Origin of the sequence: Paenibacillus sp. Root52, from assembly GCF_001426865.1 — a bacterium.
Taxonomy (GTDB): domain Bacteria; phylum Bacillota; class Bacilli; order Paenibacillales; family Paenibacillaceae; genus Paenibacillus.
Window position 1 is genome coordinate 253,846 of the sequence record NZ_LMFO01000029.1, and the last position, 17,328, is coordinate 271,173.

Annotated in this window: 19 protein-coding genes; all 19 read left to right on the forward strand. The window is 44.2% G+C overall.

Annotation, left to right across the window (positions count from 1 at the left end; translation table 11 throughout):
* Position 1: 1 nt before the first annotated feature.
* The 19 genes from flgG (at position 2) to ASD24_RS22225 (ending at position 17,325) form a co-directional block, all read left to right on the forward strand.
* Entirely contained in the window at positions 2-817 is an 816-nt protein-coding gene (gene flgG / locus ASD24_RS22135; RefSeq protein ID WP_056700595.1) for a flagellar basal body rod protein FlgG, read from the forward strand.
* 68 nt (positions 818-885) lie between these two features.
* Positions 886-1,107, forward strand: coding sequence for a flagellar FlbD family protein (locus ASD24_RS22140; protein ID WP_056700597.1), 222 nt, complete (start codon positions 886-888; stop codon positions 1,105-1,107).
* On the forward strand, positions 1,107-1,568 hold the full coding sequence (locus ASD24_RS22145) for a flagellar basal body-associated FliL family protein (protein ID WP_056700598.1): 462 nt from the start codon (positions 1,107-1,109) through the stop codon (positions 1,566-1,568). Before ASD24_RS22140 ends, ASD24_RS22145 begins: the two co-directional genes overlap by 1 nt.
* Positions 1,569-1,609: 41 nt before the next feature.
* Complete coding sequence (gene fliM / locus ASD24_RS22150) at positions 1,610-2,608, forward strand: flagellar motor switch protein FliM (protein WP_056700600.1); 999 nt, start codon at positions 1,610-1,612, stop codon at positions 2,606-2,608.
* Positions 2,598-3,941: a flagellar motor switch phosphatase FliY gene (fliY, locus tag ASD24_RS22155; protein WP_056700602.1), complete on the forward strand. Its 1,344-nt coding sequence runs from the start codon at positions 2,598-2,600 to the stop codon at positions 3,939-3,941. The genes fliM and fliY overlap by 11 nt, the downstream gene beginning before the upstream one ends.
* Positions 3,942-3,969: 28 nt before the next feature.
* Positions 3,970-4,335: a response regulator gene (locus ASD24_RS22160; protein WP_056700604.1), complete on the forward strand. Its 366-nt coding sequence runs from the start codon at positions 3,970-3,972 to the stop codon at positions 4,333-4,335.
* Between the two features lie 5 nt (positions 4,336-4,340).
* Positions 4,341-4,877 carry a flagellar biosynthetic protein FliO gene (locus tag ASD24_RS22165; RefSeq protein WP_056700606.1) on the forward strand — a complete coding sequence of 179 codons (537 nt, stop codon included), beginning with the start codon at positions 4,341-4,343 and terminating at the stop codon, positions 4,875-4,877.
* Complete coding sequence (gene fliP / locus ASD24_RS22170; protein ID WP_056700608.1) at positions 4,874-5,629, forward strand: flagellar type III secretion system pore protein FliP; 756 nt, start codon at positions 4,874-4,876, stop codon at positions 5,627-5,629. Before ASD24_RS22165 ends, fliP begins: the two co-directional genes overlap by 4 nt.
* Positions 5,630-5,654: 25 nt before the next feature.
* Positions 5,655-5,924, forward strand: coding sequence for a flagellar biosynthesis protein FliQ (fliQ, locus tag ASD24_RS22175; protein WP_056700610.1), 270 nt, complete (start codon positions 5,655-5,657; stop codon positions 5,922-5,924).
* A 10-nt stretch (positions 5,925-5,934) separates the two neighbouring features.
* Positions 5,935-6,723 carry a flagellar biosynthetic protein FliR gene (gene fliR / locus ASD24_RS22180; protein WP_056700612.1) on the forward strand — a complete coding sequence of 263 codons (789 nt, stop codon included), beginning with the start codon at positions 5,935-5,937 and terminating at the stop codon, positions 6,721-6,723.
* A gap of 23 nt (positions 6,724-6,746) precedes the next feature.
* Entirely contained in the window at positions 6,747-7,829 is a 1,083-nt protein-coding gene (flhB, locus tag ASD24_RS22185; RefSeq protein ID WP_200956181.1) for a flagellar biosynthesis protein FlhB, read from the forward strand.
* Positions 7,830-7,854: 25 nt separating this feature from the next.
* On the forward strand, positions 7,855-9,888 hold the full coding sequence (flhA, locus tag ASD24_RS22190; RefSeq protein WP_056700617.1) for a flagellar biosynthesis protein FlhA: 2,034 nt from the start codon (positions 7,855-7,857) through the stop codon (positions 9,886-9,888).
* Entirely contained in the window at positions 9,885-11,231 is a 1,347-nt protein-coding gene (flhF, locus tag ASD24_RS22195; RefSeq protein ID WP_056700619.1) for a flagellar biosynthesis protein FlhF, read from the forward strand. The genes flhA and flhF overlap by 4 nt, the downstream gene beginning before the upstream one ends.
* On the forward strand, positions 11,231-12,118 hold the full coding sequence (locus tag ASD24_RS22200; RefSeq protein WP_056700621.1) for a MinD/ParA family protein: 888 nt from the start codon (positions 11,231-11,233) through the stop codon (positions 12,116-12,118). The genes flhF and ASD24_RS22200 overlap by 1 nt, the downstream gene beginning before the upstream one ends.
* 31 nt (positions 12,119-12,149) lie before the next feature.
* Entirely contained in the window at positions 12,150-13,592 is a 1,443-nt protein-coding gene (gene cheB / locus ASD24_RS22205; RefSeq protein ID WP_056700622.1) for a chemotaxis-specific protein-glutamate methyltransferase CheB, read from the forward strand.
* A 33-nt stretch (positions 13,593-13,625) separates the two neighbouring features.
* Complete coding sequence (locus ASD24_RS22210) at positions 13,626-15,698, forward strand: chemotaxis protein CheA (protein ID WP_056700624.1); 2,073 nt, start codon at positions 13,626-13,628, stop codon at positions 15,696-15,698.
* A 44-nt stretch (positions 15,699-15,742) separates the two neighbouring features.
* Positions 15,743-16,204, forward strand: coding sequence for a chemotaxis protein CheW (locus ASD24_RS22215; protein WP_056700626.1), 462 nt, complete (start codon positions 15,743-15,745; stop codon positions 16,202-16,204).
* Positions 16,205-16,241: 37 nt separating this feature from the next.
* Positions 16,242-16,835, forward strand: coding sequence for a chemotaxis protein CheC (locus ASD24_RS22220; RefSeq protein WP_156395532.1), 594 nt, complete (start codon positions 16,242-16,244; stop codon positions 16,833-16,835).
* Positions 16,828-17,325: a chemotaxis protein CheD gene (locus tag ASD24_RS22225; RefSeq protein WP_056700629.1), complete on the forward strand. Its 498-nt coding sequence runs from the start codon at positions 16,828-16,830 to the stop codon at positions 17,323-17,325. The genes ASD24_RS22220 and ASD24_RS22225 overlap by 8 nt, the downstream gene beginning before the upstream one ends.
* Positions 17,326-17,328 lie beyond the last annotated feature (3 nt).

Below are 17,328 nucleotides of genomic sequence, written 5' to 3' on the forward strand. Positions count from 1 at the left end.
AATGTTGAAATCAATGTACTCAGGCGTTTCCGGGATGCGGGGTTTTCAAACAAAGCTAGATGTTATCGGTAATAATATTGCGAACGTGAATACGGTTGGTTTTAAAGGTAGCCGCGTTATGTTCAAAGATATTATGAGCCAAACGACGGCTGGGGTAACTGCTCCAGGAGATGCGACTGGTGGGGTGAACGCGAAACAAATCGGACTTGGAGTATCGATTGGTTCAATTGATACATTGCACTTGGCAGGTAGCCCGATGACAACAAACAATCCTACAGATTTGCGGATTAACGGGGATGGATTTTTCTTGGTACGCCTCAGTGAGGATCAAGAGGTTCCTTATTTGACTCGTGCTGGTGATTTCCACATTGATGCTGCACGCAACCTGTTAACTTCTGATGGATTGTTTGTACTGGACAACGGTGGCGGTAACATTACCCTTGGAGATGATGTTGTTTCCTTCACAATTGGTCAGGATGGAACGATCAATCAGACGATGGCTGATGGCACGATTGAGGCTGGTGCACAGCTTGGTATTGGTAAGGTAGTCAATCCAGAAGGTTTGGAGAAAATTGGAGGCAACTTGTACCGTATGACGGCCAATGCGAATCCAGATGGTGCACTTGAGCCCCTGACAGCCAACAGTGCCGAAGATGGAACTGGTGCGATCATCGCAGGTCAGCTTGAAATGTCTAACGTGGACTTGACAGGTGAATTTACAGAGATGATTGTAGCTCAACGTGGATTCCAGGCCAACTCAAGAATCATTACCACATCGGATGAAGTGCTTCAAGAAGTTGTTAACCTGAAACGTTAATAACGGTTTAGCAGTTTTTTAATTGTGTGGGGGAGTGGGTTCCCCCACGCCGAATAAGGGGGCTTAGCATGATTTCGGTGACGCGGTTAAATGGTTCTCCCATGTGGTTGAATGCGCTGATGGTGGAGATCGTTGAAGAGACGCCAGATACGTATATAACTCTTGTCACAGGAAAGAGACTCATTGTGCTGGAAAAGGCGGATGAAGTCATTTCCAAAATTAAAGAATACAACCGTGAAATTGGGGTTCAGGCGGCCACCATCAAAGTGCAACAAACGGAGGAATCCTGATGAAAAAGATGATGCCCTGGATTGCAATGAGCCTGCTTGCTATAACACTCATTGCGGTGGTTGTGTTTGTATTTATGCAAACTCAGAACGGGAACAACGCTGATGCACATAAGTCTGCTGCTGTAGTAGAAAAGAAGAAGACTGCAGATGAGATTGTCGAAGTAACATCAGAAATTACAGACATAAAAACGAATCTAGCAGATACAAACCACATTTTACAAGCGAAGTTATCCTTTGAGCTAGCAGATGCTAAATCAAAGGAAGAATTTGAGAAGATCAAAGAAATCACTGTAAAACCGATTATTATTCAGACCCTAGCAGATACACAACCAGAAGAATTAAAAACAGCTAAAGGCCGTTCTGATTTTAACACCAAGCTTACAGAATTAATCAATAATGCCTTACCAGAACCGAAATTGAGCAGTACTAGCTTCACTGATTTCTTAATGGTACCTATGTAATATGAACAGAACACGCTGTAAACCTGTAAGGGGGTGAGAACATGGTGGATGTATTATCACAAAATGAGATTGATGCCCTATTAGCAGCACTTTCCTCAGGTGAGATGGATGCTGAGGAATTGAAAAAGGAAGAAACTCAGAAGAAAATTAGATCTTACGATTTTAAGCGGGCAGTGCGCTTTTCAAAGGATCACATTCGAAGTTTGACCCGGATTCACGAAAACTTTGCACGCTTTCTCACCACTTATTTTTCAGCCCAACTGCGGACGTTCGTTCAGATCAATGTCGTTCAGGTTGAACAATTGCCTTATGATGAATTTATCCGTTCGATACCAAAAATGACCATATTAAACATTTTTGAGGCCGAGCCTTTGCAAGGTCGAATGGTCATGGAGGTACATCCTAACGTTGGTTATGCAATGCTGGATCGGCTGCTTGGTGGAATGGGCAGTGCACCGGCCAAAATAGCCTCAATGACTGAAATTGAGACAACCATTATGGAGCGGATTTTTAGCCGGGCGTTTGAAAGCTTGCAGGAAGCATGGAAAACGGTGCTGGATATCTCACCTAAATTGGAAGCGTTGGAGACTAACCCACAATTCATGCAAATTGTATCACCCAACGAAACGATTGCGCTGATCTCACTGAGCACTAAAATCGGTGACACAACAGGCATGATCAATTTGTGTATCCCGCATGTCGTTCTTGAACCCATTATGTCACGTCTGTCTACGCACCAATGGTTTGTTTCCGAGAAAAAAACCAGAGCTCCAGAAGAGTATGAAGCTCTTAGGGAACGTGTCAATAAGGCTAAATTGCCAGTGGTTGCCGAACTCGGAGAGTCCAAAATTTCCATTTCAGAGTTTTTGGGTTTATCGGTTGGGGACGTCATTACGTTAAACAAACCGGTTGATGAAGGCTTATCCATTAAAGTTGGCGACAGGCTGAAGTATATGGGCAGTCCGGGAACGATTAAAGATCGTGTGGCTATACAAATAGACGAGATTGTCACCGAAGGAGTTGAAGAATTTGACGAGTAAGGATTATTTATCCCAGGACGAGATCGATGCTTTGCTCAGGCAATCTGAATCGATCAACAGCTCTGAACCAGCGGAGAAAACGGTTGACGATTTCTTAACTGAGCTGGAGCAAGATGCTCTGGGTGAAATTGGTAATATTACATTTGGTAGTGCAGCAACAGCTTTGTCCACTTTATTAGGACTCAAAGTGGACATTACCACACCTAAGGTTTCGGCGATTAGCCGATCACAGTTTGAAGATGCGTTCCCTAAACCTCATGTTGCCGTACATGTCAATTATGTCGATGGATTTGAAGGAATTAACTCGCTCGTTATCAAAAAACGCGATGCACAAGTTATTGCTGACTTGATGCTTGGGGGCGAGGGCAATCCAGCGGATGAGGAATTGAATGAAATTCATATCAGTGCTGTGCAGGAAGCTATGAATCAGATGATGGGCTCTTCTGCTACATCCATGTCTACGATATTTAATCGTTTCGTAAATATTTCTCCTCCAGGGATTGATATTCTCAACATGGAAAGTGGCGAGGGTGTAAGCAACCTTCCAGAAGATGAGACACTCATTCAAGTATCCTTCCGGTTGTTGATTGGTGATCTGATTGATTCCAATCTGATGCAACTGCTTCCCGTTCATTTCGCGAAGCACATGGTTGAATTGTTGATTGGTGGTGCACAGGAGTCTACAGCGAATACACCTGCTCCAGCAGCACCAGAGCCTGTACAGACGCCAGAGCCTCAGGCACCTGCACCGGCTGCAGCTCCACCACAACCACCGGTACAGCAGCAGATGCCACCACAGGCGGCACCGCAGCCACCAGCGCAGGATTATAACAGTTATGGACAAGCACCAATGGGGATGCCGCAAGGAATGCCTCAGGGAATGCCGCCACAGCAACCATATGGAATGCCACCACAGCAACCATATGGAATGCCACCACAGCAACCATATGCTATGCCACCACAGCCGCATTATGGTGAACCACAGCATTACGGCGGTGTACCGAATAGGAATGTAAACGTACAGCCTGTACAGTTTGCTAATTTGCAAAATGGCGCATACAGTCAGGTTGATGAAAACAATTTGAATTTATTGATGGACATTCCCCTTAAAGTCACCGTAGAATTAGGAAGGACCCAAAAGCAAATTAAGGATATATTGGAACTATCACAAGGTTCAATTGTCGAGCTGGATAAACTAGCCGGCGAACCTGTCGATATTTTGGTTAATAACAAGCTGATTGCCAAGGGAGAAGTTGTCGTTATCGACGAAAACTTTGGTGTTCGTGTTATAGATATCGTAAGCCAATGGGACCGAATTCAGAAATTACAATAAGCACAATTTAGGGAGGACTTGAATCAAGATGGCAAACCGAATTTTAGTCGTGGACGACGCTGCATTTATGAGAATGATGATCCGGGACATTTTGTCCAAAAACGGATATGAGGTCGTTGGCGAGGCTCAGGATGGATCACAAGCAATTGAGAAATTTAAGGAACTTCGTCCTGATCTGATCACGATGGATATCACCATGCCTGAGATGGATGGAATCGCGGCTCTGAAAGAAATCAAAAAAATTGATGGCAATGCCAAAGTGATTATGTGCTCTGCGATGGGCCAACAAGCAATGGTAATCGATGCAATTCAAGCGGGAGCCAAAGATTTCATCGTTAAGCCATTCCAGTCCGACCGCGTTATTGAAGCGATCAGCAAAACACTGGGCGTGTAAGAGATATGATGATGGCTCAGGATGAAAGTCCATTAGCGGGTACCAATTATTATTTGCAGCTTGTTTGGGTGATTGTTGTCCTGGCCGTCATCCTAGCCCTTATCGTCTACTTGATTCGTTTTCTCAATAAACGGAATCAGCAGTGGTTTCGTAACGGCACAGTCCGGATTTTAGGCGGAGTTGGGCTCGGGCCTAACAAATCACTACAGATTATTGAAATTGGCGGTAACGTTTATCTACTTGGTGTAGGTGATGATATTCAACTTGTAGATAAAATTTCTGATCTGGATGAGGCGCAGCGAATCATCGATTCGTTTGAACGAGAAGCTTCTTCACCAAATGGAAGCCTCTCGCCTCTCATCAACAAGCTAGCTGCTCGTTTCCGCAAAGAAGAACCACCACGGGAAATAGAGCTAGAAGATACAACCTCTTTTCACGAATTGTTTGAGTCCAAACTTCGGCAGATGCCTAACCGAAAAGAGAAGATGGAGAAGCTACTTAAAGAAGAAGACAATACTACAGATCGGTCGAGGGATTCATGAAGAAAAAGATTTGGCTAGCATGTTGTTTGATGGGGCTGATCAGCCTGGCGTCCGTAACAGTCGCCTTTGCCGAACCGATACCGAATATTGATATTCAAATCGGAAATGGGGATGGGGGAGCACCAAGTACAAGCTCGTTATCGCTCATCCTATTAATTACGGTACTGAGTATCGCACCGGCATTACTGGTACTGATGACCAGTTTTACCCGAATTGTTATCGTTCTCGGTTTTGTGCGAACTTCCTTGGGGACACAGCAAATGCCACCCAATCAGGTGCTTGTCGGGTTAGCGCTCTTCTTGACATTATTCATCATGTCACCGACATTGTCTTCGATTAATCAGGTAGCACTTCAGCCCTATCTTGAAGGAGAAATTACGCAAACCGAGGCGCTAGAAAAGGCAGCAGACCCGATAAAGAAATTTATGTTCTCCCACACTAGGGAGAAGGACCTATTGCTTTTTATGAAGTACAATCAAACCGAACAGCCTAGTTCGTATCAAGATATACCGCTCACTGTTATGGTGCCGGCATATGCAATCAGTGAATTAAAGACAGCATTCCAGATGGGATTTATGATTTTCATTCCGTTTCTGGTCATAGACATTGTTGTAGCTAGTACACTGATGGCTATGGGGATGATGATGCTTCCGCCGGTTATGATCTCATTACCTTTCAAAATACTATTATTTGTCCTCGTGGATGGATGGTATCTGGTGGTGAAGTCACTGTTACTGAGTTTTAATACTTGAGCCGGAAAAGTAAAGGAGGACGGTCATGACTTCGGAATTTATTATCGGTCTGGCCGGGAAAGCAGTTTATACAGCACTGTTGGCCAGCGCACCCATGCTTATACTTGCTCTGGTTGTAGGTCTAATGATCAGCATATTTCAAGCGACAACTCAGATTCAGGAACAGACCTTGGCTTTTGTGCCAAAAATTGTTGCCGTATTACTAGCAGTACTATTGTTTGGACCATGGATATTGAATATATTGGTCGACTTCACGTACAACATACTCGATAATTTATACAGATATATAGGTTAGGCTTTTGCAGATGGAGACATTGTTGCAAAGTTATCCTGTCGCTCTGCTTATGTTTTGTCGAATTGCATCATTTTTTGTAACAGCACCTGTCTTTTCAGCTCGAAATGTGCCTAATACGTTTAAAATTGGGATTTCGGCATTTGTCACGTTAACCGTGTACTTGGTGTATGGCATTAATCAAGAGGTTCCTACAGATCTAAGTTACATTCTACTGGTCATTAGAGAAATTCTCATAGGCCTGTTGCTGGGTTTCGTAGCGTATCTTATTATGACTGCTGTACAGACAGCAGGAGCATTTATTGATTTTCAGATTGGATTTGCCATGGCGAACGTTTATGATCCAATGACTGGTGCTTCCGCACCACTTACGGGTAACTTCAAGTACGCATTTGCCATGCTGTTATTTCTGACGATGAATGGTCATCACTACTTGCTAGATGCGATCGTATACAGTTATCGTTGGATACCGTTATCCAATGCATTTTTTATTCGTTTGGCAGATGGAAGTATAGCAGAATTTTTAGTACGAACGTTGGGCGAGACATTTATGCTTGCATTTCAGATGTCTGCACCGATTGTCGTTGCTTTGTTCTTGACAGACGTAGGTTTAGGCTTTCTAGCCAAAACAGCTCCTCAATTCAACGTGTTTGCTGTTGGTATGCCGCTTAAGGTACTTGTCGGGATTGCTATTTTGCTTTTACTGGTTCCGAGTTTTTCCTTTGTATTTAGTCAATTGTTCGAAGTAATGTTCAGATCCATGGAAAAATTGCTTGGGACCATTGGACAGAGGCCGGGCTGAGTGAAATGGAGGACAAGACCCAAATGAAATATCAACTCGACCTCCAGTTGTTTGCAGGAGAAAAGACTGAAAAGGCAACGCCGAATAAGAGGCAGGAAACACGCAAAAAGGGACAGGTCGTCAAAAGTATGGAGTTATCCGGTGCTGCGATTCTCCTGTTCACCTTTTTGATCTTTATGTTTTTTAGTGACTTTTATAAGGAACGTATGGTTAGGCTTTTTACGGACATCTTCATTAACCGGCTAAGCATGCAAATCACTGGTGAGAATGTAATGGCGCTCATGATGCGTTATGGCATCGAGGTTATGTTGTTACTTGCTCCTGTGTTGCTGGGGGTTGCCCTTATTGCTCTGATTGTAAACTATATGCAGGTTGGGTTTCTACTTGTAGGAGAAGGTCTTAAGCCAAAGCTTGAAAAGCTCGATCCAATCAAAGGCTTCAAAAATATTTTTTCATTGCGTTCAGTAGTGGAATTCGCTAAGTCCGTATTAAAAATGTCGATTATTGGTTATCTCGTGTACAGCACTATTATCAGTTACCAGTCAGACATTGCTTCACTTTCACATTTTTCTGTGGATGCTATTTTACACTTTGCAGCTTCAATAACATTAAGTTTAGGCGTGAAAATTGCAGTAGCGCTTATGATTCTTGCGATTTTCGACTACATGTATCAGAAATATGATTATGAGAAAAACATTCGGATGTCCAAACAGGACATCAAGGATGAGTACAAAAAAATGGAAGGTGACCCACTGATCAAGGGTAAAATTCGAGAGCGCCAGCGTCGTATGGCTATGCAGCGCATGATGCAGGAAGTTCCGAATGCTGATGTAATCATCACAAACCCAACTCACTTTGCGGTTGCGCTGAAGTATGAGGGGTCAGAGATGGAGGCACCTCAGATCATTGCCAAAGGTCAGGACTACGTCGCCTTGCGTATCAAAGAAATAGCCAAAGAAAACGGCGTCATTACGATGGAAAACAAGCCGCTGGCACGGGCGTTGTTCCAGAGAGCTGAGATTGGAGACGCCATACCTGCTGATTTGTTTCAAGCGGTAGCCGAAGTGCTGGCTTATGTATATAAATTAAAGGGCAGAACGAAATAAAAGGGGATCGGAGGCCGTACATTCATTGAAAACTAAAGATATTGCTGTCCTTGCGGGTATCATCGGCATCGTATTGATGATGATTCTCCCGATCCCAACCTGGTTGTTGGACATGCTACTCGTTATCAACATTTCAATTGCGCTCATGATTTTGCTCGTTGCGATGAACAGCAAAGAAGCACTCCAGTTCTCGATCTTCCCGGCGATGTTGTTGATTACAACGTTGTTCCGACTAGCGCTGAACATCTCAACAACCAAATTGATCCTTGGTGAAGGGGATGCGGGATCGGTCGTAGCGACCTTCGGTAGCTGGATTGCGGGTGGACAGATTGCAATAGGATTTATCGTGTTCCTGATCCTCGTTGTAGTTCAGTTTATCGTTATCACAAAGGGTTCCGAGCGTGTAGCTGAGGTTGCAGCTCGTTTTACTCTCGATGCGATGCCTGGTAAACAAATGAGTATTGATGCGGATTTGAATGCAGGTCTAATTAACGAGCAGCAAGCCCGTGAACGTCGTACTAAGATTGAACGAGAAGCTGACTTTTACGGAGCTATGGATGGAGCAAGTAAATTCGTTAAAGGGGATGCGATTGCGAGTATCATTATCCTCATTATCAATCTCATTGGCGGATTTATTATCGGAATGACCGTACACGGAATGGCCTTTGGCGATGCACTTTCTACTTACTCCGTGTTGACCATCGGGGATGGTCTGGTAAGTCAAATTCCTGCGCTTCTTATCTCAACGGCTGCCGGTCTGATTGTTACACGAGCGTCATCAGAAGGAAATCTTGCGGATGATATTACGGGGCAATTATTTACATACCCGACGCTCATTTATATTGTAGCTTTTGTCATTGCCATGTTGGGCTTCTTCACACCAATTCATGTTATTACTACATTACCTTTAGCCGCTTTACTTGCTTTTACCGCCTGGAAGATGCAGAATACGCTGAAATCCAAGCAAGTGGCTGAAGAGCAGTTGGAGGAGGAGCAACAGATCGAAGAAGTTAGAAGCCCTGAGAGTGTGATTAACCTTCTTCAAGTGGATCCGATCGAGTTCGAATTCGGGTATGGATTGATTCCACTTGCTGATAATCAGCAAGGTGGAGATTTGTTGGATCGGATTATTATGATTCGTAGACAGTGTGCGCTTGAACTGGGTTTAGTGGTTCCTGTCATTCGTATTCGAGACAACATTCAATTAAGACCTAACGAATATGTGATCAAAATCAAAGGTAATGTTGTGGGTGGTGGTGAGCTGCTTCTGAATCATTACTTGGCGATGAGCCCAGGGTATGAAGAAGAATCTGTAACCGGTATTGAGACGACAGAGCCTGCCTTTGGACTTCCAGCTTTGTGGATTGACGAGCTGACCAAAGACAGAGCAGAGCTTGCTGGTTATACCGTCGTTGATCCTCCCTCGGTAGTAGCAACACATTTGACTGAATTGATTAAGAAACACGCACATGAATTGCTTGGTAGACAAGAAACGAAAGCTCTTGTGGATAATCTCAGAGAAAATTATGCTGCTCTTGTGGATGAATTGATTCCTTCCGTTCTAGCTATTGGTGATGTTCAAAAAGTACTTGCCAAACTATTGCGCGAGAAAATATCCATACGAGACATGGTTACCATCTTTGAGACACTAGCTGATTATGGTACGTATACCAAAGATCCAGACGTTCTGACTGAGTATGTAAGACAATCGCTCTCACGTCAGATTACGCAGCAGTTCTCGCAAAAAGGTGAGACGTTAAGAGTCATCACGGTCGGGCCTGGCTTGGAGAAAAAGATTGCAGAGTCTGTACAACAATCGGATCAAGGTAGCTATCTTGCGTTAGATCCAGTTTCTACACAGAGTGTCTATCAAAAGCTGACAGAACAGGTGAATCGATTGATTCAGTCAGGTCAGCAACCAGTAGTATTAACATCTCCAACGATTCGGATGTACTTGCGGCAAGTGATTGAACGTACTATGCAGGACATACCGGTGCTTTCCTATAGCGAGTTGGAACCGAATGTTGAAATCCAAAGTGTCGGGGTGGTGAACTTATGAGAGTAAAACAATACGTTGTTGAGACCATGCCCGAAGCGATGCTTCAAATTCGTAAAGACTTGGGAAGTGATGCCGTTATCTTGTCTACCAAAGAGATTAAGGTAGGCGGGGTACTCGGTATGTTTCGCAAAAAGAGGATAGAAGTTGTAGCTGCAGTTGATAAGGAAGAGAAAAAAGAAGCGAAGAAGAAAACTCAACCTCAGTTTGCACCTGTACCACGGGCTTTTGTTCCTGAAGCCTACCGTCAAACAGCTCGTACGTTTGATAAGGCTTCAGATGCGCCAGCTTCTAAGCCAACCGATCATTCGTTAACTGAAGAACGTGCGGATGCTAATCCTGTGTTTGAATCGAGTCAGCTTGATTCAAACACAGATAAGAGCAAATCTGATTTGAACCTCGATTATAAACCGCGACCGGAAGGGGCGGATTTTTCGGGTTCAAGCTCTCCCTCTATACAGCAGGGCAATAACTTAGATCAACAACAACTGATGTCTGAACTGCAAGATCTGAAACAGATGATGTCCAAGATATCCAAACTAGGAGTCGCGGAAGACAATTTACCAGAACAACTTCGCCTCGTAAGAGATCGTCTGAACTCGCAAGAAGTTTGGGCAGATGTATCGGAATCTTGGATTGAAGTTGTACAGCGACAAATCACGGAGAACGAGTTGAATGAAGGTAACATTCATGATGCCATTGAACAAGAAATTGCTCATTTCTTGAAAGATCGAATCGCTGAGGGTATTCTTTCTACCACTCGAATCGTGTATGTAGCTGGACCCACGGGGGTAGGGAAAACAACCACCATTGCCAAGTTGGCTGCAGAGCAGATGTTTAAGAACCATCGGAAAGTTGGATTCATCACTTCCGACACTTACCGGATATCGGCAGTGGAGCAACTTAGAACGTATGCTTCTATCTTGAATGTTCCGCTTGAAGTGGTACAATCTCCCGGTGATACCCAGCGAGCCATATCTCGACTACAGGAATGTGATCTGATCTTTATGGACACGGCCGGAAGAAATTATCGGAATGAGCTACTAGTTTCCGAGTTACAAAGCCTATTGGCTCCGGTTGAGAACAGTGAAACCTTTTTGGTTATGAGCATGACATCCAAAAGTACAGATATGGTTCAGATCACAGAACACTTTAGCAAGTATGGTCTGGACAAGGTAATTTTCACGAAGATGGACGAAACAGGCAGTTGTGGATCCATGTTTAACCTGTTATATCAGTTCCCGCTAAAACTCGCGTATGTCACGAATGGACAAAATGTTCCTGATGATCTGCTGAAACCTGAGGCGAGAGCGCTCACGAAACAATTGTTGGGAGAGCGAGCATAATGAAAGACCAGGCAGCCTCACTCAGAAGCATGGTTCCTTCCCGAGATGGTATAAACGGAGTCGATCCAGCGAAACGTTCCTCCAAAATTATTACCATTGCCAGTGGAAAAGGTGGAGTTGGAAAATCAAATTTCACTTTGAATTTCGCGCTGGCCTTGCAATCCTTAGGAAGGAAAGTACTCGTTTTTGATGCAGATATAGGGATGGCTAATATTGACATATTGATGGGAACTTCTTCTCCCTATAATCTGTATCATTTATTGTATCGACAGAAATCCATTCAGGAAATTATCCAGCTTGGTGCAGGTGGTCTGCCATATATCGCAGGTGGTTCGGGAATGAAAGAGTTGTTTTCGTTGTCTGACCGAGATCTTGAGTTTTTTGCACAACAAGTAGAAGAGATTGCCCAGGAAATGGATTACGTGATCTTTGATACAGGAGCCGGACTCTCAAGAGAAAATATGAAATTTATTGGTGCTGCTGATGAATGCTTAATCGTAACCACACCTGAACCGACCTCAATAACCGATGCTTATGCTTTAGTTAAAGTTATGCATGGCCAAGAAAATGCTACACCCTTTCGAATGATCGTTAACCGGGTGGAAGACGAACAAGAGGCGCAGCGAGTGGCAGAGAAGATAGCTGGAGTAGCAAAGCGTTTTTTGCAGACGGATATCCCACTTCTAGGGTACATCTCAGAAGATATCCAGGTGGTAAAGGCGGTTAAAAGGCAGGTGCCTTTTAGCCTAGCATTCCCAAATACCAAGGCATCAAGAGACATAACGCGACTTGCTCTTCGTTATTTGGCTGTACCTACTACAACCGGATCCGAAACCTTGACAGGAATCAGAGGATTTATGAGAAAGTGGCTTAAGAAGACAACGTGATTTCTGAAAAAAGGAAACAGGGGTGAACAACATGGCGGTGTATCAAGTATTGGTTGTCGATGATTCCGCTTTTATGCGTAAGATTGTTTCAGATTTAATTGAAGCGGATTCGGAATTCAAGGTGGCAGCAACAGCAGCAAACGGGAAAGAAGCTATTCAAAAAGTATTGGATGTAAAGCCCGATATTATAACTATGGATGTTGAGATGCCTGAGATGAACGGTCTTGATGCATTGCAGGGTATCATGAAGCAATCGTATGTTCCAGTTATTATGTTATCGGGTATTAATGAACAAGGCATGAAAGAGACCATTATGGCTCTGGAGGCCGGGGCATTTGACTTTATTCGTAAGCCATCTATATCGCATGATCAAGATATTGCCCAGGTAGGGAAAGCATTGGTTGAGCGTATGAGAGCAGCAATGAATGAGGTTGCACGAAAAGCGAACCGTGAGGCGTCCCTGCAGAAACGAGAGGAGGCTCAGGGTAACCTGATGAATCAATCTCAGCGAATACAGCGGGATGTAGCCGCTGTACCGTCGCGTAGGGAACTTGACCAGAAAAAAATAGAACCTGCAAAACTTGAAAAACGAGCGAGCAGTGAACAAACTCCCTCTGTTCAGTCCAAAGTTATACCGAAGAACACACCGCTACTGAGTCAAAAGCCAGCACGTGTGGAACAAAAGACAGAGGTTTCTAAGAGTTCAGATCGCAAGCTTGAACCTAAAGAAATTAAAGAGTTGAGACCGAACAAGCCTGCTACACCGACCAAGGAAATCCGATCCGCACGTATTCAACGTGTGGCGGCCGACCAAGTGGCTGCTACGTCTATCTCGGGGAATACACCTGAAAGTCGAGTAGCTCCTAAGCAACGAGGTGTACCGTCCTTAGAGGTTGGATTTAACAAGCTTGTAGCGATTGGGTGCTCAACAGGTGGGCCAAGGGCTCTCAAAACGTTGCTAGAGCAGTTGCCTGCTGATCTTCCGGCTCCTGTGATTATTGTGCAGCACATGCCACCCAATTTCACCAGATCACTTGCCCAGCGATTAAATACGTTCAGTCCACTTCATGTGGTTGAAGCCGAAGAAGGAATGATTCTGAAAAAAGGAACAGCGTATATTGCTCCTGGCGGATATCACATCAAAGTAAACAGAACGTCGGATGGCAAATTCATTCTGAAGCTTACAGAGGAACATCCGGTTAATGGCCATAGACCATCAGTCGATACGATGTTTGAATCTCTTTTGCCGCACACATCGCTGCAGCGTCATTTGGTCTTACTGACTGGGATGGGAAGTGACGGGGCTCGTATGATGAAGAAATTATACGAATCAGGTGTCACTTCAACGTTTGCAGAGAATGAAGAAACATGTGTTGTATATGGAATGCCGCGTTCTGCTGTAGAGCTGCAATGCGTACGGCATCTCCTGCCTTTGCAGGAGATTGCGCCAAAACTTGTTCAAGCTGTGAAATAAATGGAGTGAAACTCATGGAGGAGGTGCCTCACAATGGACATGAACCAATATTTATCCATGTTTATTGATGAGTCTAATGATCATCTGCAGTCGCTTAATGAAAACATGCTACAACTCGAGGGTAACCCGGAGGATTTAGGAATCGTTCAGGTTATATTCCGTTCAGCTCATACCCTGAAGGGTATGGCTGCAACAATGGGCTTTGAAGATTTGGCATCACTGACACACAAGATGGAGAATGTGTTAGATATGGTGCGTAATGAGAAGTTGAAAATGCAAGATTTTATCTTTGACACGCTATTTAAAAGTTTAGATGCGCTCGAAACAATGGTTCAGGATATTACAAATGGTGGAGAAGGTAAAGCGGATGTCTCCGCAATCGTTACTTCACTTCAAGCGATTGAAAGTGGCGAATGGACTGGAGGCGATACGCCAGCAGCAGCCGTAGATCAAACGACGGTTCCTGAAACCTTAGCTGCAGTGCAACTGGATGAGTTCCAATATTCAGTACTGGATCAATCCATTGCTGAAGGACATCGTGTATTCTACATTGAGGTGCTAGTAAGTGAACATAGCCAGTTAAAAGGCGTACGTGCTTACATGGTATTTGACCTGTTAGAACGCTCCGGTGAGGTTGTAAAAGCATTCCCATCCGTTCAGGATATCGAACAAGAGAAGTTTGAGCGCAATTTCTCGTTATATTACATAACAACCAAAGAAGCGCAGGAACTTGAACAAGGAATTTTAAGTATATCTGAAATTGAAAGTGCAAAAGTGATTCAGTTGGATCAAGAAACACTGGAGCAGATGACGAACCAGGCAGCCGTTGCAGCCGAAGCTGAAGTCGTTGCTGTAAACGATGCAATTGCGGCATCCCAGGTGAAAGAAGCTCCACCTAAAGCAGAAGCGAAGCCTGCCGAAACTAAAGCAGCGGCACCGAAGCAAGCGGCAGCTCCTTCACGTACAATTCGTGTAGATATTGAACGACTGGATGTACTTATGAATCTGTTCAGTGAGTTGTTGATCGACCGTTCACGACTAGAACAGTTGGCTAGTGAGACCGGAAACAATGATCTGTCGGATACGGTAGCTCACCTGAGCAGAGTCAGCACAGACTTGCAAAATATTGTACTGAAGCTGCGGATGGTTCCTGTGGATACGGTATTCAACCGGTTCCCTCGTATGATTCGTGACCTAGCAAAAACACTAGATAAAAAAATCGATCTAGTGATTACGGGTGCCGAAACAGAATTGGATCGTACTGTTATTGATGAGATTGGCGACCCGTTGGTGCACTTGTTGCGTAACGCAGTTGACCATGGTGTTGAGTCGATTGCAGAACGTGTAGCGGCAGGTAAACCAGAGATGGGAACCGTAAACCTGCGTGCATTCCATAGCGGTAACCATGTATTCATCGAGATTGAAGATGACGGTAAAGGGATCTATCGTGAGAAACTGTTGAAAACAGCCATTTCCAGAGGTGTTGTTACAGAAGAACAAGGTGCCAAAATGAGTGACGATGAAGTCAATCAACTGTTGTTCGCACCTGGTTTCAGTACGGCTGATGTGATCTCCGATATTTCTGGACGTGGAGTTGGATTGGACGTTGTTAAATCAAAAATCACTTCCCTTGGCGGAAATGTAACCATTCACTCCACACCTGGAAAAGGAACCAACTTCTCTGTTCAACTTCCATTGACCTTATCCATTATTGCAGCAATGCTTGTACGAGTGGGTTCAGAGAAATATGCTATTCCATTGTCCTCCATTGTAGAGACAGCCATTGTGCAACGTGAACAAGTTCGCAATATTCATGGCAACAAAATGATTACGTTCCGTGAGTCATTGATTCCATATCTCTCATTAAATGAAGTGTTCTCTGTACCAGACTTCAATGATGCAGCAGAGAAAGAAACGGAAATTGTTGTAATCCGCAAAGGAGATCGACTTGCAGCCGTTTCTGTTGAGGAATTCATTGGACAAAGCGAGATTGTCCTCAAATCGATGGGAACTTATCTTCCTGCGATTGAAGGCATTTCAGGAGCAACGATCCTTGGAGATGGACAAGTCGCTCTGATTGTTGATCCTAACGCATTCATCAAATAAACCAATTATGTTTAAGCTCTACATCTAATAGGGAGGTTTTTTACATGGAAGAAGAGTTGAAAGTTATCGTCTTTAAGTTAGGATCAGAGGAATACGGCATTGAAGTTGAGAGAGTTCAGACGATTGAGCGCATGATGCCAATTACACGTGTCCCAAAAACATTCTCTTTTGTTAAAGGGGTTATCAATCTACGCGGGGTTGTTATCCCTGTTATTGATTTGCGTGGTCGCTTCTCATTGCCAGAAACGGAATATACCGATCAAACACGTATTGTCATTGTAGGTGTAGGCGATATGCAAGTAGGCTTTATCGTTGACGCTGCTAATGATGTTATTGATATTAAGAGCAGTTCAATTGATAGCCCGCCTGAAGTGGTTGGTGGTGTTAAGGCTAGATATCTCCGTGGTGTAGCGAAGCTTGAAAATGAACGTTTACTAATCATGTTGAACCTGCATGAAGTCTTAAATAAAAGCGAAGTCGTTCAGCTGGAAAGTGTCGAGGGATAACTCCGTGGAACTATTCAACCGATTTGAGGGATTCCAGATGGATGTGCTCAAAGAGGTCGGTAACATAGGAGCAGGCAACGCCGCAACGGCGTTGTCCCAGCTCCTTAATAGACCGATTGACATGGGCGTTCCAACGGTACAAATGCTTCCTTTTGAAGACGTTTCTGAGAAAGTAGGCGGAGATGAACGAATTGTCGTTACTGTTTTCTTACGTGTCGAAGGCGAAGCACCAGGTAATCTGTTTTTCATGATGACACCTGAAGCAGCTAAGATGTTGCTTAATCGTCTTGCTGGTTTTGACTTCAGGGAAGGGTTTGACTTCACAGATATGGAACAATCTGCTCTGTCCGAGATTGGAAACATATTGGCTGGGTCATATTTATCTTCACTTGCGGATTTCACGAAACTGTCCATGTATCCAACGGTTCCAGGACTTGCCATTGATATGGCAGGTGCCATTCTCAGTTATGGTCTATTGCAATTTGGTGAAATGGGCGATGCTGCATTGCTGATTGACACATCGTTCTTTGAAGGACAAGATGAAGTGGAAGGTCAGTTCTTCCTCATTCCCGATCCGACATCATTTGCAAAGATATTCGAATCATTAGGGGTGCCGCTAGATCATGATTGAAGATAAAAGCGTCGTTAAAGTCGGTATGGCGGATTTGAATATTGCTCATCTTCCTGGCATAATCCGTACGACTGGCCTTGGTTCATGCGTGGGCTTAACAATGTATGACCCACAATTGAAGCTGGCCGGAATGGCGCATGTCATGCTCCCTACTTCAGATATTGCCCGTGAGGGGAATTTGAATAGAGCCAAATATGCGGATACGGCATTGCCTGAGTTATTGGAGAAGATGGTTAAGCTCGGCGCTTCTCGATCACGTATCGTGTCCAAAATGGCGGGAGGGTCACAGATGTTTGCTTTTTCGGGAGCTGGTGACACTATGCGCATTGGACCGCGAAATGCTGATTCTTGTCGGGAATGGTTACAAAAGCTCGGTATTCCTCTTCTGGCTGAAGATACGGGCGGCAACTATGGACGAACTATTGAAATGGACTGTGAGACTGGACTTTTAACTATTAGAAGTGTACAAATGGGTGTAAAGGAACTATAACCA

Coding starts and splice junctions, on each gene's coding strand:
- flgG (WP_056700595.1), top strand. CDS start 2: ATGTTGAAATCAATGTACTCAGGCGTTTCCGGGATGCGGGGTTTTCAA.
- ASD24_RS22140 (WP_056700597.1), top strand. CDS start 886: ATGATTTCGGTGACGCGGTTAAATGGTTCTCCCATGTGGTTGAATGCG.
- ASD24_RS22145 (WP_056700598.1), top strand. CDS start 1,107: ATGAAAAAGATGATGCCCTGGATTGCAATGAGCCTGCTTGCTATAACA.
- fliM (WP_056700600.1), top strand. CDS start 1,610: ATGGTGGATGTATTATCACAAAATGAGATTGATGCCCTATTAGCAGCA.
- ASD24_RS22160 (WP_056700604.1), top strand. CDS start 3,970: ATGGCAAACCGAATTTTAGTCGTGGACGACGCTGCATTTATGAGAATG.
- ASD24_RS22165 (WP_056700606.1), top strand. CDS start 4,341: ATGATGATGGCTCAGGATGAAAGTCCATTAGCGGGTACCAATTATTAT.
- fliP (WP_056700608.1), top strand. CDS start 4,874: ATGAAGAAAAAGATTTGGCTAGCATGTTGTTTGATGGGGCTGATCAGC.
- fliQ (WP_056700610.1), top strand. CDS start 5,655: ATGACTTCGGAATTTATTATCGGTCTGGCCGGGAAAGCAGTTTATACA.
- fliR (WP_056700612.1), top strand. CDS start 5,935: ATGGAGACATTGTTGCAAAGTTATCCTGTCGCTCTGCTTATGTTTTGT.
- flhB (WP_200956181.1), top strand. CDS start 6,747: ATGAAATATCAACTCGACCTCCAGTTGTTTGCAGGAGAAAAGACTGAA.
- flhF (WP_056700619.1), top strand. CDS start 9,885: ATGAGAGTAAAACAATACGTTGTTGAGACCATGCCCGAAGCGATGCTT.
- ASD24_RS22200 (WP_056700621.1), top strand. CDS start 11,231: ATGAAAGACCAGGCAGCCTCACTCAGAAGCATGGTTCCTTCCCGAGAT.
- cheB (WP_056700622.1), top strand. CDS start 12,150: ATGGCGGTGTATCAAGTATTGGTTGTCGATGATTCCGCTTTTATGCGT.
- ASD24_RS22210 (WP_056700624.1), top strand. CDS start 13,626: ATGGACATGAACCAATATTTATCCATGTTTATTGATGAGTCTAATGAT.
- ASD24_RS22215 (WP_056700626.1), top strand. CDS start 15,743: ATGGAAGAAGAGTTGAAAGTTATCGTCTTTAAGTTAGGATCAGAGGAA.
- ASD24_RS22220 (WP_156395532.1), top strand. CDS start 16,242: ATGGATGTGCTCAAAGAGGTCGGTAACATAGGAGCAGGCAACGCCGCA.
- ASD24_RS22225 (WP_056700629.1), top strand. CDS start 16,828: ATGATTGAAGATAAAAGCGTCGTTAAAGTCGGTATGGCGGATTTGAAT.